The 16,708-nt window shown below is 47.7% G+C and carries 11 protein-coding genes; 9 read left to right on the top strand and 2 right to left on the bottom strand.

Translation table 11 applies throughout. The features are described 5' to 3' along the window. Positions 1 to 56: 56 nt before the first annotated feature. Positions 57 to 1,886 (bottom strand): 2-oxoacid:acceptor oxidoreductase subunit alpha, encoded by a 1,830-nt coding sequence (locus GVN20_RS13925; RefSeq protein WP_166558924.1) that lies wholly within the window; start codon positions 1,884 to 1,886, stop codon positions 57 to 59. Continuing rightward, complete coding sequence (locus GVN20_RS13920) at positions 1,856 to 3,658, bottom strand: FAD-dependent oxidoreductase (RefSeq protein WP_166558923.1); 1,803 nt, start codon at positions 3,656 to 3,658, stop codon at positions 1,856 to 1,858. Before GVN20_RS13920 ends, GVN20_RS13925 begins: the two co-directional genes overlap by 31 nt. A gap of 384 nt (positions 3,659 to 4,042) precedes the next feature. On the opposite strand from GVN20_RS13920, the gene GVN20_RS13915 reads away from it, so the two are divergent. From GVN20_RS13915 to GVN20_RS13875, 9 genes are all read left to right on the top strand, one after another. Then, complete coding sequence (locus GVN20_RS13915; protein WP_166558922.1) at positions 4,043 to 5,551, top strand: family 16 glycosylhydrolase; 1,509 nt, start codon at positions 4,043 to 4,045, stop codon at positions 5,549 to 5,551. A gap of 52 nt (positions 5,552 to 5,603) precedes the next feature. Continuing rightward, positions 5,604 to 6,713 carry a glycoside hydrolase family 105 protein gene (locus tag GVN20_RS13910; RefSeq protein ID WP_166558921.1) on the top strand — a complete coding sequence of 370 codons (1,110 nt, stop codon included), beginning with the start codon at positions 5,604 to 5,606 and terminating at the stop codon, positions 6,711 to 6,713. A gap of 207 nt (positions 6,714 to 6,920) precedes the next feature. Next, positions 6,921 to 7,478, top strand: a complete 558-nt coding sequence (locus GVN20_RS13905; protein WP_166558920.1) for an RNA polymerase sigma factor — start codon at positions 6,921 to 6,923, stop codon at positions 7,476 to 7,478. Between the two features lie 21 nt (positions 7,479 to 7,499). Next, the gene (locus GVN20_RS13900; protein ID WP_166558919.1) at positions 7,500 to 8,498 is read left to right on the top strand and encodes a FecR family protein; all 999 of its coding nucleotides are present in this window, start codon (positions 7,500 to 7,502) and stop codon (positions 8,496 to 8,498) included. Positions 8,499 to 8,618: 120 nt separating this feature from the next. Beyond that, positions 8,619 to 12,158, top strand: coding sequence for a TonB-dependent receptor (locus GVN20_RS13895; RefSeq protein ID WP_166558918.1), 3,540 nt, complete (start codon positions 8,619 to 8,621; stop codon positions 12,156 to 12,158). A gap of 21 nt (positions 12,159 to 12,179) precedes the next feature. Next, positions 12,180 to 13,820, top strand: coding sequence for a RagB/SusD family nutrient uptake outer membrane protein (locus tag GVN20_RS13890; RefSeq protein ID WP_166558917.1), 1,641 nt, complete (start codon positions 12,180 to 12,182; stop codon positions 13,818 to 13,820). Between the two features lie 16 nt (positions 13,821 to 13,836). Continuing rightward, entirely contained in the window at positions 13,837 to 14,526 is a 690-nt protein-coding gene (locus GVN20_RS13885) for a hypothetical protein (RefSeq protein ID WP_166558916.1), read from the top strand. Between the two features lie 97 nt (positions 14,527 to 14,623). After that, positions 14,624 to 15,514 (top strand): alpha/beta fold hydrolase, encoded by an 891-nt coding sequence (locus GVN20_RS13880; protein WP_166558915.1) that lies wholly within the window; start codon positions 14,624 to 14,626, stop codon positions 15,512 to 15,514. Positions 15,515 to 15,542: 28 nt separating this feature from the next. Beyond that, positions 15,543 to 16,706, top strand: coding sequence for a right-handed parallel beta-helix repeat-containing protein (locus tag GVN20_RS13875; protein WP_166558914.1), 1,164 nt, complete (start codon positions 15,543 to 15,545; stop codon positions 16,704 to 16,706). Positions 16,707 to 16,708 lie beyond the last annotated feature (2 nt).

Below are 16,708 nucleotides of genomic sequence, written 5' to 3'. Positions count from 1 at the left end.
TGGAATTCTTTCTCGGTTAACCGTTATACAAGGTTATTTATATTACTCCTTCCTATCTACAACTTAATCGCTTCCAAATGCTTGGCAATTCCATTTCGAATCGCATCGGCCGTAATGGGCATACCGTCGTAGTTTAGGACTTTAATCAATTTCTTAGGATTGATTTCCAATTCATTGATCAACAACGTACGGAATTGCGCGTCGCGGTTTTGCTCAATCACAAATATTTGGTCGTGGGCTTCGATAAACGCCTCCACGGAAGCATGGAACGGAAAGGCCGTGGCGCGCATGGCGTCCAACGTAATCCCTTCTTCTTGTTTCAGCAGGTCGATCGCTTCCAGGGCCGCGTAGGTCGTGGTGCCGAAGAAAATCATGCCGATGTTGCTTTCGTTTTGGGCCTGATAAAACTCTGGCAACGGCAAGATTTCCTTGGCCGTATCCCATTTTTTAGTCAAACGATCCAGCACCTGCGCATTTTTCACGCCGTCTTCGGTGTAGCGCGCATATTCGTCGTGGGAAGTTCCTCGGGTAAAGAAAGAGCCTTTGGTGGGGTGCGTGGCCGGGAGCGTCCGGTAAGGAATTCCGTCGCCGTCCACGTCAAGGTAACGTCCAAACTGCTTGCCCATGGCGCTCAATGCGTCCAAATCTTCGGCGGTATACACTTTCCCCCGGTCATAGCGACGGGCATCGTCCCACTTCAGGGGCGCGGATAAGTGCTCATTCATGCCCAAATCAAGATCGGTCATGACAATGATGGGCGTTTGGAGGCGTTCGGCCAAGTCAAAGGCATCGGCCATAAAGTCAAAACATTCGGATGGATTGCTCGGAATCAACAATACGTGTTTGGTATCGCCGTGCGAAGCATAGGCCGCCAAGAGCAAATCAGATTGCTGCGTACGCGTGGGCATCCCCGTAGAGGGCCCACCGCGCTGCACATCCACCAATACGGCGGGGATTTCGGCAAAATACGCCAGTCCCAAAAACTCATTCATCAACGAAAGCCCCGGACCGCTGGTGGCGGTAAACGCCCGGGCACCATTCCAGTTCGCTCCCAGCACCATGCCAAAGGCCGCCAATTCATCTTCGGCCTGCACGATTGCTACTTTTTTGAGGCCCGTTTCGGGGTCAACGCGCAAACGATTGGAATACTTAGCAAATGCCTCCACCAATGAAGTAGATGGCGTAATGGGATACCAACCCGCTACCGTAGCTCCCGCGTACACGGCCCCGATTCCGCAGGCGGTATTGCCGTCGATGACGATGGCATCACCCACCAAGTCGCGGCGCTCAACACGCAGTCCCAACGGATGCTCGTAGTTTTCTTTGATGTAGGTTACACCCGCCATCATGGCTTGCACGTTGGGTTCAATGAGTTTGGGCTTTTTCTTGAATTCATCGGCAATGATGCCTTTCACCACCTCCAACTCAATATCCAACAGAGCTGCCAGAGCGCCCACGTAAATCATATTTTTGAACAACTGCCGCTGACGAGCGTCGGAGTAGAGCCGCATACAAATTCCAATCATCGGAATACCGATATAATTGACGTCTTCACGGATAAAATCTTTGTGGAGATTTTTGGTATTATCGTACAAGAAATACCCACCCGGTTTGACCGACGCTACGTCTTGTTTCATACTTTGTGGGTTTACACACAGCATGATATCTACTCCTTCGCGGCGACCTAAATAGCCTTTTTCGCTGACTCTCACTTCATACCAGGTTGGTAATCCCTGAATATTGGAAGGAAAAATATTTTTGGCGGTCATGGGGATGCCCATTCGGAAAATGGACATCGCAAACATATTATTGGCACTGGCCGAACCCGTCCCGTTGACGTTGGCAAAACGTACTACTAAGTCGTTAACTCCTGTAAGATTCCGCATTGATTACCTGCTTTGGTTACTGAATACAAATATTTCTGCATATCCCACGCTGACGTAGGACAACGCTCGGCACACAAGCCACAGTGAAGACACACATCTTCATCTTTGACCATCACACGGCCTGTTTTGAGCGTATCTGAAACGTACAAATCTTGGGATAAATTATCGGCGGGAACTAGAAGCCGCGAACGCAGATCTTCTTCCTCGCCATTGACGGTGAACGTGATACACGATGTGGGACACACATCCATGCAAGCATCACATTCAATACACTTATTTTCGGTAAATACCGTTTGAACGTCACAGTTGAGGCAACGCTGAGCTTCTTTAAAGCCCGTTTCGGGACTAAAGCCCAATTCCACTTCTTTTTTACGGTCTTTCAGGGTCAACGCTTTGTCGGCGTGCGGCACCTTAAAACGCTCATCGTCGGAGACGGGACTATCGTAAATCCACTCGTGAATCCCCATTTTCTGACTAATCAGATTGGTATACGGAGAAGGACGGTCATGGACAGATTTTTCACTGCAAAACAAATCAATCGAAACCGCCGCCGAATGTCCCTGCGCTACAGCCGTGATAACGTTTTTGGGCCCCATGGCCGAGTCACCACCGAAGAATACGTTGGGAATGGTTGACTGGAAGGTTTTTTCATCCAGTACGGGCAAGCCCCATTCGTTAAACTGCAAGCCTAAATCGCGTTCAATCCATGGAAATGAGTTTTCTTGTCCGATGGCCACCAGCACATCATCAGCTTCGATAAATACGTCCGGCTCACCCGTTGAGACGAGTTTGCGGCGGCCGTTTTCGTATTTGGCCTCCACTTTCTCAAACATCATTCCTTTGAGTTGGCCGTCTTCCACCACAAACGATTTCGGAACATGACATTCCAGAATCGGAATATCTTCGTGCAGCGCATCCTCGATTTCCCAAGGCGACGCTTTCATTTCTTTGAACGGACTGCGCACCACCACTTTCACCTCTTCTCCTCCCAAGCGGCGAGAGGTACGGCAGCAATCCATGGCCGTGTTTCCACCGCCTAAAACGATTACTTTTTTGCCGATTTTGGCGGTATGCTCAAACGCCACACTCGCTAGCCATTCAATCCCGATGTGCACATGCGCTTTGGCATCCCAACGGCCCGGCAAGTCGGCCAAATCTTTTCCTTTGGGCGCACCCGTACCCACAAATACGGCATCATAACCTTGGTCCAAAACATCACGCAGGCTGTTTACGCGGGTATTGAAATGCGTATGAATGCCCAAATCAAGCACAAAACCCACTTCTTCGTTCAGCACGCTATCTGGCAAACGAAACGAAGGGATTTGACTGCGCATCATCCCTCCGCCCATCGGTTGGTTATCATACAGATGGACTTCGTATCCCAGCGGAGCCAAGTCACGGGCTACGGTCAGTGAAGCGGGTCCGCCGCCGATGAGGGCTATTTTCTTACCGTTGGGTACAAAAGGGCCTTGGGGCATAAAGCTCGTTACATCCCCCTTGTTATCAGCTGCTACGCGTTTAAGGCGGCAAATCGCCACTGGTTCTTCTTCCACACGCCCGCGTCGGCAGGCGGGTTCACAAGGGCGGTCGCAGGTACGACCCAAAACACCAGGAAAAACGTTGGATTCCCAGTTGACCATGTAGGCCTCGGTGTAGCGCTCGGCCGCAATGAGCCGAATGTACTCGGGTACAGGTGTATGCGCCGGACACGCGTATTGACAGTCCACAACCTTGTGGAAATATTCCGGGTTTTTAATGTCAGTCGGTTTCAAGGAGATACGTTTTGAATAATCAATGTATGCAAGTTAATCAACAATAAACAAAAGTTAAAGAAGATACATAAACGTTTTTGGAGGGAGAAAGGCCAACGATTTGATGGGTATTTTCATTAGTTAATTGTGCTTAATTTGCTATTTTTTGGCAATTACTGTATTTTGTTTGGTATATCAAAGACCATGTTATCCAAATATTACTTGAAGGTTACGTGATTTTTTCAAGGGTATTTTACGGAATTTCAAATCTGAAGGCTACATGAGAAGAAAATGACAAATTTTGCCTTTGAATGTAATAGCCAATAAAAACGAAGCCACCATTTTTATAACACACTGCATTCCTTAACAGAAGGCAATTATCTTTTGAACCAATAAACCATACGAATGAACAAGCACGTAATTTCCTTATTTTTAGCATTTTGGACTCTATCTTTTTCTTATTTCTCCAAGGCCCAATCCTTTTATAACAACAAAATCGTAGCCCACCGAGGAGCTTGGAAAAACACGGGAGCCCCCCAAAACTCCATTGCATCATTAGAGAATGCCATCAAACTGGGTTGTGTCGGCTCAGAATTTGACGTTCGAATGACCAAGGATGAAGTGTTGGTCATCAATCATGACGCACATTACGAAGGAATGGACATTGAAAAAACCGATTATGCAGAACTAATCAAAAAACCTTTGAAAAACGGCGAGCATCTTCCGACATTGGAAGAATACCTGAAAGCGGGTAAAAAACAAACCAAAACCATGCTCGTGACCGAAATCAAGCCCTCGCCCGCGGGCAAAGAGCGCGCAATGATTTTGGCCGAAAAAGTGGTCAAGACCGTTCAAAAGTTAAAGGCCCAAAAATGGGTAGTGTACATCAGTTTTGACTACGACATCCTGAAAAAAGTGCGGGAATTAGACAAAAACGCAAAGCTGCAATACCTCAACGGGAATATCTCAGCGGCTCAACTTCAAGCTGACAACATCGGTGGGCTTGATTATCACTTCAGCGTTTTGCAAAAAGACGAGCAATGGATTGCCAACGCCAAAAAACTTGGCGTCGCTACCAACGCTTGGACCGTAAATGACACCTTGGTAATGGATTACTTTTTAGTTCGGAACATTGATTATTTAACAACCGACGAACCCGAAAAAGCCTTGGTGCGTGATGCACGTTTTGCCAAAGAAATACGCAAATTGGTCTGGAGTGACGAATTTAATTATTCTGGATTGCCAGATGCGTCCAAATGGGGCTATGAAGTCGGTGGCAAAGGTTGGGGAAACAATGAGTTGGAATATTACACCAACGCCGATAAGTCTAATGCGCTCGTTAAAAACGGTGTTCTTTCCATCACGGCCCGCAAAAATAAATTTGAAAACCGAGACTATACTTCTGCCCGGCTCCTAACCAAAGGAAAAGCCGAATGGACTTACGGTCGCATCGAAGTACGGGCAAAATTGCCCAAAGGGCGCGGCACATGGCCCGCCATTTGGATGTTGGGCAGCAACATCGAAACCGCCGGTTGGCCCAAATGCGGCGAAATCGACATCATGGAGCACGTAGGCTACGACCCCGATACGCTCGTGGGCACTATCCACACCCAAGCCTACAACCACGTGAAGGGAACCCAAAAATCAAAGAAGATTTTTATCAAAAACCCTTACACTGAGTTTCACGTCTACGCCGTTGATTGGACGCCCGAGAGAATGGATTTTCTGTTGGATGGCAACGTCTATCTAAGTATTCCTAACGAACACAAAACCGTCAATGAATGGCCCTTTGATAAGCCAGAGTACTTATTGCTCAATGTAGCCGTGGGCGGCAATTGGGGCGGTGCAAAAGGCATTGACGAAAGCGTTTTCCCCGCCAAGATGGAAGTAGATTATGTGCGCGTGTTTCAGTAATCAAAACCGCTCATCCCTCCAAAAAATTGAAACGACCTTTAATTAACACAAAATGAATCGAATCCTGCTGAGCGCCGTTGCCGTCTTCCTTACCATTTCCTTTCAAGCTTGTAAAACATTCAAAGGGAGTGAGAAATCCACCATTGAGCAAGCCATGGTCAGGGCCATGCAGTGGCAGGAAGCCAACCCGATTTTTGCGAAAGCACCCACCGACTGGACAAACGGGGCTTATTATGCTGGCGTGATGCGCGCCCACAAATCGACACAAAATCCTGCATTTTTGAACACCCTGGTTGATATGGGCAAACGTAACCAATGGAAAACCTACGACCGCTATTTCCACGCCGACGACGTGGCCATTTCTCAATCTTATTTGTACCTGAACTCCATCGGCAACAAAGAAGTATACCTTGCCCCTACTGACAAGTGGATTCATGAGCACCTCTTTGAACCGCAGGATTGGAAAGTGGGTAAAGGAAATGCCGAACAAAGAATATTATGGTGGTGGTGCGATGCTTTGTTTATGGCCCCTCCCGTGCTTACCCGGTACGCCATCCTGAAAAATGACCAAAAATACCTCGACGAAATGCACCGCTATTATATGGAAACGTGTGAGCTGCTCTTTGACAAAGAAGAAAAATTGTTTGCCCGAGATACCCGTTTTGTAATAACGGGTGCTGCCACGGATAAACGGGAAACCAACGGAAACAAAATTTTTTGGTCGCGGGGCAACGGATGGGTATTGGGTGGATTGGCCTTGATTTTGGAAGATATGCCTAAAAACTACAAACACCGGGCATTTTACGAAAACCTCTTTAAAACGATGGCGGCGCGGGTCAAAGAACTTCAGCCAAGCGACGGCCTTTGGCGCACGAGTTTGCTGTCGCCAGAGTCCTTTACCCACGGTGAAGCGAGCGGCAGCGGGTTCTTTACTTTTGGGTTGGCGTGGGGCATCAACAACGGGCTGTTGGAAGCAAAAACCTACAAACCTGCCGTCGAAAAATCCTGGAAAGCACTGCAAGGATGTCAGCAAGAAAGTGGGAAAATAGGTTGGGTACAAAACATCGGTTATGACCCCAAACCCGCTGACAAAGACAGTTGGCAGAATTTCGGCACAGGTGCTTTCCTAATGGCGGGCAGCGAAATGCTAAAACTGAAATAGCGTTTATTGCCCGTTTTCTGGAATTAAAGACAACTCTAAAGGTTCGCGTTTTTTACAGAACGTGAACCTTTTTTTGTGAGTTCCTACCTAATACGGCCCAATGAAACCTCCGAGACAAGTAATAAACAGCATTATTCAACTATTTTTCAAAACTTTTTAGGGATTTACGAGAGTTGTTCTACTGTACAGGTAAATGGGGTAAAACGTATGAATGTAAAGCAACTAGACGATGAACGGTTGGTTGGGTTTCTTCGGGAAGGTAAGATTTCGGCCTTTGAAGAAATCTACCGCCGCTACTGGTACAAACTTTTTGGGATTGCCTACCACCAAACGGGTGTGAGAGAAGAAGCCGAAGAACTAGTACAGGAGGTATTTTTGACCGTCTGGAACCGCCGAACCGAAGTAGTGATACGGCACCTAGATCTCTACCTAACTATTGCCATCAAAAATCAGGTCTACGACTACATCAAGTCGCAGATTAGCTACCGAAAATACCAAGAATACCTCATTTTTCAGGAAATACATCAACACTACGCCACCGATGAAATCGTCAATTTTAGCGAATTATCGGCGGCGGTCGAAAACGTCCTGAGCCGTTTGCCCGAAAAAAGCGCCGAAGTTTTTAAACGCAGCCGCTTCGAAAATCAATCCGTTCGTGAAATTGCGCTCGGCCTCAACCTCAGCGAGAAGGCCGTTGAGTATCACATTACCAAATCATTGAAGTTTTTGAAAGAGAACCTCAAACCCTTCCAATCCGATAATTAAATGCCATTAACACACCCAGACATGACACAGCAAGAATTCAACGACTTGTCGAAAAGATATTTGGAAGGCCGAACCACCCCAAAAGAAGACGAACTTTTGACGGATTGGTACAACACTCAACCCAAGCAGCTCCCCCTTCCTCCCTTACAATCCCAAAAAAAAGAAATCGAAAAACGAATCTGGCAAAAGATTCAAGCCCAGATTAGGCCAGCGCCCAACGGATTGATGATTAAAATGGCGTGGTTGGCAGGAGTAGCGGCCTGCTTAGTGTTAGGGTTTGTGTGGTTTTCTACCGATAAAGTTCCGCAAAACAACGAAACAACCCTACTCAAGGATCCCGAACAGGTTGGGATTGAAATAAAAAACACAACTATGGTAGAGCAGAAAGTACGATTGGAAGACGGTACGGTGGTCATGCTGAAACAAAACAGCAGCATCATCTACGACAAAAATTATAACAAAGCCAAACGAGAAGTACATCTCATCGGCGAGGCTTTCTTTAAGGTAAAGCGAAACGTGACCAAACCCTTTGTGGTCCACACGGGAGAATTGACCACAGAAGTGCTCGGAACAAGTTTCCGCATCAAACACTACGACAAAGCCAAAAAAATTGAAGTGTCAGTCACAACGGGAAAAGTATCGGTATATGCCGAAAAGCCCAACCGCCCCGCCGAGCGCAATGGGGTCATTCTTACAACCAACCAACGGGTAGTGTTTGATGTGGCGTCCAAAAACATCGTTCCGAGTATCGTTGATGACCCTGTGCCTATTGTTAGCATTGAGAGGGCCCCGCCCCAACTCGACTTTCGGGAAGCCTCCCTTCAACAGGTTTTGGATGATCTTTCAAAATTATATGGTCTTGAGTTCATGATTGCCAATCCTAACGCCAAGGACTGTCACATCACCGCCGACTTAAACGGTCTTTCACTATTTACCCAACTAGAGCTCATCTGTAAATCCATTGATGCCACCTACGAAAAACGAGGCACCGTGGTATTTATCTACGGTGACGGCTGTTAGTAAAAAAAAGAGTCAAAAATGCTACGAACATTTTTGACTCAAAAGTGAAGCCCTCTACAAACGCCAATCTGTGGGAGGGCCTGTTTTTCAATTATTTACCATTAAAAAACAAGTAAATCTATGAAAAAAAACGTACCGATTCCAAAAATCTTATGGAAGGTTATGAAAATTACATTTTCCCAAATGCTCCTATATGTTGTGTTCGCAAGCATGGCATGGGCCTACGATACCCAAGCGCAGGAAGTACTCAACCGACCTATATCGGTCATTGGCGAGCGCCTCGAACTAAGAGACATTTTGAGCCAAATAGAGAAGCAGGCGGCGGTAAAATTTGTGTACAGCACCAAGATAAAATCCAGCCAACGCCTGACGCTGAATGTCAGTAAACGTAAGCTTTCGACGGTTCTGGATGAGATTCTGAAGCCGATTGCAATTGAATATGAAGTTATTGAAAACCGTATTTTGCTTAAAAAGAGAAAAAACGAACAAAGCTTACTCCCAAACGAAGAAGAACCACCAGCGGCGGTCATTCAACCCATTGAGCTACCCATCAGCGGCACGATTAAGGACGAAAAAGGTGTGACGATGGCAGGCGTGAGCATTTTGATAAAAGGCACATCCCGAGGCACCACGACCGATGCTAATGGTAACTTTAAAATTGATGTCCCAGACAAAAACACGGCATTAATCATCAGTTATGTAGGGTATTTATCCCAGCAAATTATGGTTGGCAATCGGAGTCAGATCAACATTACGCTGCTTCCCGACGAACGTTCCCTCAATGAGGTACAGGTAGTGGCCTTTGGCGAGCAACGCAAGCGCGATGTTACAGGCTCCATTGCCTCGTTGAAAGCGGCCGATATTCGCGCCAATACCGCCGCCAGCCCCGATGTAGCCCTTCAGGGGCGCGCGGCGGGGGTTCAAATCACGCAGGCGGGAGGTACTCCCGGTGGGGCGGTGCGTATCAACGTGCGCGGGGTGGCCTCCATCAATTCCAATTCGCAGCCCTTGATTGTCATTGACGGTCAGCCCGTAAACAGTTCCGCCTTCGGTACGGGCGGCGTGGCGATGAACCCATTGGCCGAAATCAATCCCGACGATATTGAGTCAATGGAAGTCTTAAAAGATGCTTCAGCCTCCATATTGTTTGGTTCACGGGCGGCCAATGGGGTCATTTTAATCACCACCAAAAAAGGGGCAAAAGGCAAACCTACCATTGATTTTAGCTACCAACAGGGTATCAACACGGCCACCAATCGCGTCGACTTTATCGATAACGGAGCTGATCATTTCAACATTTTGAAACGAGCCGCCCGCAACAACCTGCAGGCTGGACTGGCCCCAGCTTCTTCCAATTTGACCAACTTAGTGCCAACGGGTATTTTGCGGGGTTCTTTGCCAGCCTCTTTTGATAATCAATTGATTGACTCCACCACCCTCTACAACACGCGTACCAATTGGCTCGACCAAGTGCTACGACAGGGTGGTTTTCAGCAAGCTACGCTGAGTGCAGGCGGTGGCGCAAAAAACCTGACAATTTATGGAAGTGGCTCGTACCGTAAAGAAGACGGGATTATTATTGGCCAAGGTTTGCGTCGTTTGAGCGGACGCGTAAATGTAGAATACAGCCCCATCAAAATCCTTAAACTGGGCGCTAATGTTTCGGTCAATAGCATTGAAAATGAGATGGTTCCACTGGGCAACTCGTACCAATACGGCCTCACATCGGCCTTGCCTGCCTACCCGATTCAATTGCCCGATGGGTCTTTTTTCAACGGTATTGCCAACGGCACCAACAATACGCTGAGCATCGGTACCAACCCCATTTTTTACCGTAACAACTATTCCAATAAGTCCAACACTTTCCGAAATATCAACACCTTTTTTGCCCAAATTGAACCCATCAAAGGCTTAACCATCCGTTCAGAATTTGGCACAGATTACCAAAAAACCAGAAATGATATATTGCTCAATCCTACTTTGTATCCCACTGGAATTCAAGGTGCTGAGCGGACGGGAGGAGGCCGTGCCGAAAACCGCGACGTGCTAAACCGTAATTCTAACTGGAACAACACCATTAATTACACACGTGAATTAGGAAAAAACCACCGCATCGGTGTGTTGGCAGGAAACAGCCTCCAAAACCGCATTTCTGACAACGAAACCTACATCACGGAGCGCGTACCGCCCGGGGCCAAAACGGGCTTGGACACTACCCGAACCATTCTTTTCAATGACGAAATATCGTTTCGGTTTGTCTCTTATTTTGGGCGTATCAACTACGCTTACAAAGACAAATACCTGTTTGAAGTCAGTCTGCGCTCCGACGGCTCGTCGCGCTTTGGTCCCGAAAACCGCTGGGCTACCTTTCCGGGGATGTCGGTAGGTTGGGTCATTAGTGATGAGAGTTTCCTGAGCAACAGTTCTTTTGTCAACTTCCTGAAACTCCGCGCCAGCTATGGCCGCACTGGAAATGCCGAAATCGGAAATTTCTCGTGGCAGAAAAACTTTACGTTTGTAGGATACAATGCTGCCATCTACGGCGGGATACAGGGAGGACAATTTACCAATCCGGGCAACTCCGCCCTGACGTGGGAGTCCACCAAGCAATTTGATGCAGGTATTGAATTTACCCTGTGGAACAAACGCATCAGCGGTACACTTGATTTCTACAACAAAGACTCTGAAGGCTTGCTGCTGGATTATGCACTGGGGCCGTTGTTTGGCACCATCAACAACTCCATGACCATCAACCTCGGCTCCGTTCGCAACCGCGGGGTAGAATTCAGCGTCACCACCCGCAACATTACGAAAAAGGACTTCCGATGGACGACCGATTTTAACATCAGCCACAACAAAAATACGGTGTTGAGTACCTACACCGCGCCGTTCCTTAATTTCCCTTTCCAAGTCATTGCCGGGCCGAGCATTGCTACACCAGGCTATCCTTTGGGTAATTATTACATGGCGCAGTTTGCGGGTTTTGACCCTAATACTGGTAACGAACTCTTTTACGAACGCGACCGGGTCGTCTTCAACAATACTGGTCAAACCGTGAAAACGGGGGCTTTGTGGGATGGAACGATTGCTAACAACGCGGGGAATAATCAATTTATACTCGAAAATCGCACGCCGTATCCAGTGCTATTCGGGGGATTGACCAACAGTTTCCAATTCCGTAAAATTGATTTCAACTTTCTCTTTTATTACCAATACGGCAACTGGATTTATGACCAGGCTCAACGCGTTCAAAGCTACCCAACTACGGGTCAGGTGTTAAGGGCAGAGAGCCCAGGCATCGGTAGCCTGCGTGATGAACTCAACAAAACCGAAGGAGCTTTCCGAATGCAGTGGAACTCCAACGCACGGGGCTTTGAGTCCTCTCGGTTCTTGCACGATGGCTCATTTATTCGTCTCAAAAACGTACAGCTCGGTTATACGCTTCCTGCGTCGGTGGCCCAAAAATTACGTCTCCGCACGGCGCGTATTTCATTGACTGGACAAAACCTGCTCACCTTTACCAAATTTACGGGCTGGGATCCCGAAGTATTTCGCAACGGCGGAGCCGACGGCTCAACGGCAACGCTTTCGCCGGGAGTGACAAACAATGATTTGCCACAGGTGCGCACCCTCTTAGTCGGAATCAACTTTGGGTTTTAATTATTTGACAACCAAGCACTCATGAAAAAGACATATAGCATTCTGGGAGTAATTGCCGTGGCAATCGGCAGTGTTTCCTGCGATAAATACTTAGACGAAGTTTCTTCCAAAACCCTCATCCAAGCGCAAAATGTGCGCACGGTACAGGAATTAGACATTTTGATGACAGGCGCTTATTCGGGCATCGCTCGGGAAGTGGCCTTTGGAGGCAATGCACTGGTCATTGGCGAAACATTTGGTGATTTAGTAGCCGTCAATAACGTCAACTACCGCAATAGCCCAAGTCGCTCGTCGCGGGTTTATACCTGGACGCACCGCGAGGAAGATTATGGGTATCAGGCAGAATTTTTACAATGGTCAACCTTTGGGCTGAACAATGCCAACAACGTGCTGGAAATCCTGCAAAGCAATCAAGTACAAACACCTGGAGAAGCCGACCCCCGCAAGGACATCAACCTCCAAAAAGGACGTATCGAAGGCGATGCCCGTTTTGTACGTGCACTGTGCATTTTTGAACAAACACGCCTCATCGGTTATCCATGGGGCCATACCCCCGACAATTCGCATCCTGGCCCCGTCGGAAATTACAAATCGGTATCGGAATTTGGCGATTTGGCCTATCCTCGTTTGAGCGTTAAAGCCGCTTATGACAGTATTTTGAACGATTTGCGCATTGCCGAACGACTCCTGCCTGAAAATTATAATCCCGCCCAACACCTGCCCGATATGCAGCCGCGCGCAAACAAATACGCCGCACTCGCTCTCATGGCGCGGGTTTATTGGCAGCAAGACAATGTGGACAGCTGTTTGGCGGTGTGTAATCGTTTGCTCGGACAGGGCAATGCCAACCGTTTTCCGTTGGTACCCGGCAATCAAATGTTGGCACAACTTTTCCAGCGTACTGGTATTATGCCAAGCACTAATTCTGCTAATCGTGATGAAGTTATTTTTGAACTCGTCAACGTAGTAGGACGCAACTCCCGTACCACCAACGGCGCGCCTTTGCGTACGCATTATACCCTTCAAAGTGTTTATACTGCAGCTCAATTGGCCAATGTCAACAACCTTACTTCGGGGCCTAATCTACGTATGAGCCAACGCTTTAAGACCTTGGCTGATTTTGACCGTCAGCGCGATTTACGTTACAGAACTCTCCTTGACACCACGCAAGCAACTACGGCTGCAACGGCTTGGAACAGCCCCAATCGGCTTTGGTTTTCGAGAAAATGGGGTTCATTGGGGACGACCAATTTAGGGCCTGTGCAGGGAGTAAATTCCAACATTGTACTCTTCCGCTCTGCCGAATTTTTATTAATGCGCGCCGAAATGAACCAACGCAAAGGCAATACAGCATTGGCATTGACTGACTTAAATGCGGTTCGTACGCGGGCAGGTTTACCAGCATTGACCACGACACCCGCCAATCTATTGGAAGAAATCAGAACGGAATTTATCCGCGAAACTTTCAGCGAAGGAACACGGATTCACAATGTCAAAAGGCTGAAACAACCGCTCAACCCCGGCGACCGCCCTGCCTCGCCAAGCGGTGTAGATTGTGCCTTGGGCAACTGCAACGATGTACCTTGGAATAGCCGTTTGCTGGTGTTTTTGGTACCGCAAACCATGATTGACCGCAATCCTTTACTGGTTCAAAATGATTAGAAAAAGAATGAAAAACATGAAAATATCTCATCCAATATTGGCTGTTTGTTGCGCCCTGCTACTGGTTTCGTCATTCTGGGCGTGCGAAAATCCACCTTTTCCTACGGTGTCAAATGATAGGGCCTTACGCGACCAAATCAAGGGGGTTTGGGTGCCTGTGTCGCTCACGATGAAGTATCAGGTGGGGCTTGTTCCTCGCTCCCGCGACACATTGGTGACTGTCACACCGACCACCGCTCCGCTGTTGGTGACCGGACGAGCCAATCCCATTATGCCCTTTACCGATACGCTTTATTTGGCTGCTCGCACTGCTACCGCTGATACGTTTTGGCTGGCCAATCGGGGTATTCGTCAACAGGGGAATTTTTCGTTGGTGAAAGTCAACGATGAAGGTCAGGAAGCTACGTTGCTCCGTATTGGTCGTCCGACCTACACACGCGGCCAAATCAGTCGCTGGAACTACGATTTTGTTTTTCACGGAACTGTAGCTCCCAACGCCGCCGGTGCGCCAGTCTATACCGCTGCGACGTATACCAATTATTCACCGACGATTACCTCCCTCACCGACCGACAAATGACCATTACTTTCAATACCCAGGGGAATATCAACGTGCCCATAGTACCCATTACACCCGCCAACCAAACCCTAAACGCATCTTGGGGCGGGCGATTAATTGTATTTACGGCGACTTATGCTAAACAGTAATTCTATTAACAGCCATGAATTCAATGAAAATATAGACTCACCCAAAACCGCTTATTCAGCAAGGACAATCGGTCCTTGCTGAATAAATTTTTCTCAAATGATTACTCCCCGACAATGGCACGCAGCCGGTAGCCATTTCTCTTACAAAACCCATCAAATCTTTTACCGAACCGAAGGGCAGGGTGAAACATTGGTTCTTATTCACGGCTTTCCCACTTCCTCTTGGGATTGGTATAAAGTTTGGAACCAACTCGCTCAAAAATACCGAGTCGTTGGTTTTGACATGATTGGGTTTGGATTGTCAGATAAACCCCGTCGTTATTCGTATTCCATCCATGACCAAGCCGACCTATTTGAAGCGCTGATGAATCATCTTGGGATTACCCAATGTCATTTATTGGTACATGATTACGGAAATACGGTGGCACAGGAGATATTGGCCCGTTGGGAAGAACGTAAAAATGAAACATGGGCTCTCGAATCAAGGTCGTTTCCTATCATCAAGTCGGTTTGCTTTTTGAACGGTGGACTTTTCCCAGAAATGCACCGAGCTCTATTGGTTCAAAAATTGATGAAAAGCCCGTTGGGAGTGCTACTTACAAAATTCAACAACAAAGCCCGATTGAAAAAATCGTTCGAGAAGCTCTATGGCCCCCAAGGGATTAATGATGTAGAAATGGATGGCTTCTGGGAAACAATTCAGTACCAAAACGGGCATCGGTTGTTTCATAAACTCATTCATTATATCGAAGACCGCCGACGGAATCGAGAACGTTGGGTAGGCGTTTTACAACAAACCTCCGTCCCGCTTCGTCTTATCAACGGTCCAGAAGACCCTGTTTCGGGAAGGCATTTGGCTGATTATTACCAACAAATGATCCCCAATCCTGACGTTGTAATCATTGAAGGTGCAGGGCATTACCCCCAAAACGAAGCCCCCGAAGAAGTAATAGCCCATTATTTTGAATTTCGACAAAAGCATTACTGAGCTTTTCTTAACTGGCACAACCACACACATGAAATTCTTACTCGCTTACTTATTCTTACCGATTTTTAGCCTTGCTCAACACCAAATCGGTGATGCGGGACAAGTTTTTGACGAATCCCGCTTTGACCCGCGCTTTCCCGACATGAAAGAATGGGCCAAAGCGGGCGTACAAGGTGGCATTCCGTTGAGACATACCTTAAAAATCCAAAAAACGATTACACCTCAGAACAATTTACAGGAGGCCATTGATGAGGTTGCGGCACTGGGCGGCGGCGTTATTTTACTCAGGAATGGCGAATATCTTGTTTCAAAACCCGTTATGTTGCAGTCAAATGTGGTGCTGCGCGGCGAAAGCAAAGACCAAACGGTGCTAAAGGTGGTGATGAAAAAGATGTTTTTCAAATACGCCCCCGACCAAAAACACCTCGTAGCCTTTGAAATAAACAATGCCCAACGGGTGGGACTAGAAGACCTGACTTTTCGGTACGCTGCCGTCGATTTTGAACCTTACGACAAATCTGATTTCAATGCCGCTTGGGACCGTCGGGTTTTTCACGAACACGAAACCCGTGATACTACGCTATTTGTACACTTGGTTATTTTTAGAAACAGCCGCAATTCGTGGGTGGACAACTGTAACTTTCTGTGGGCGGGTACGCATCCGTTGGGTTTGGGGAATTGTGAACATATCACCTGTCGCAATAACTTCATGGACCGTGCCTACGTCAAAAAAGACTCTTTTCATGGGGGCTATTACGGGTGTTGGGGTTCCAGATACTGCCTGTTTTACAACGAAAAAGTCCGACGACTTCGCCACTTTGCCATTATGAATCAGGGCGCGGCATATAACGTAGTATATCGCTGTGATTTTGAAGTAGATGTCAACTTTCACGACCAAGACCACGGTCATAATCTGGTAGAACAATGCCGCATCGCCACGCCCGTTTGGCACAGTTGGGACGCTATCGGCATCGGTGCCCCCAACAAACACCGTCCGCCTGGCCCCGAAAACTTGCTGTTCAACAACACAGTCATTTCCAAAGGGGTGTCTGGCTACAACCGAAAAATGGGGGCGGCCCAGCCCAACGCGGTGTATCAGGTTACCACCGAATTTGGCAAACCCAACGTTTTTCTCCGCCCCTATGCACCGCCCAAAGGAGGCACATTTTACGCCGTCAAAGCTCAACCCTAAGC

The organism is Runella sp. CRIBMP (genome assembly GCF_009905605.1).
Lineage (GTDB): Bacteria > Bacteroidota > Bacteroidia > Cytophagales > Spirosomataceae > Runella.
Note: the sequence above shows the minus strand (reverse complement) of the source record. Positions and strands in the feature narration are given on the sequence as shown.

Excerpts from the sequence above, each read along its gene's own strand:
- GVN20_RS13910 (WP_166558921.1), top strand. The coding sequence starts at position 5,604 with ATGAATCGAATCCTGCTGAGCGCCGTTGCCGTCTTCCTTACCATTTCC.
- GVN20_RS13885 (WP_166558916.1), top strand. The coding sequence starts at position 13,837 with ATGAAAATATCTCATCCAATATTGGCTGTTTGTTGCGCCCTGCTACTG.
- GVN20_RS13905 (WP_166558920.1), top strand. The coding sequence starts at position 6,921 with ATGAATGTAAAGCAACTAGACGATGAACGGTTGGTTGGGTTTCTTCGG.
- GVN20_RS13900 (WP_166558919.1), top strand. The coding sequence starts at position 7,500 with ATGACACAGCAAGAATTCAACGACTTGTCGAAAAGATATTTGGAAGGC.
- GVN20_RS13880 (WP_166558915.1), top strand. The coding sequence starts at position 14,624 with ATGATTACTCCCCGACAATGGCACGCAGCCGGTAGCCATTTCTCTTAC.
- GVN20_RS13890 (WP_166558917.1), top strand. The coding sequence starts at position 12,180 with ATGAAAAAGACATATAGCATTCTGGGAGTAATTGCCGTGGCAATCGGC.
- GVN20_RS13895 (WP_166558918.1), top strand. The coding sequence starts at position 8,619 with ATGAAAAAAAACGTACCGATTCCAAAAATCTTATGGAAGGTTATGAAA.
- GVN20_RS13875 (WP_166558914.1), top strand. The coding sequence starts at position 15,543 with ATGAAATTCTTACTCGCTTACTTATTCTTACCGATTTTTAGCCTTGCT.
- GVN20_RS13925 (WP_166558924.1), bottom strand. The coding sequence starts at position 1,886 with ATGCGGAATCTTACAGGAGTTAACGACTTAGTAGTACGTTTTGCCAAC.
- GVN20_RS13915 (WP_166558922.1), top strand. The coding sequence starts at position 4,043 with ATGAACAAGCACGTAATTTCCTTATTTTTAGCATTTTGGACTCTATCT.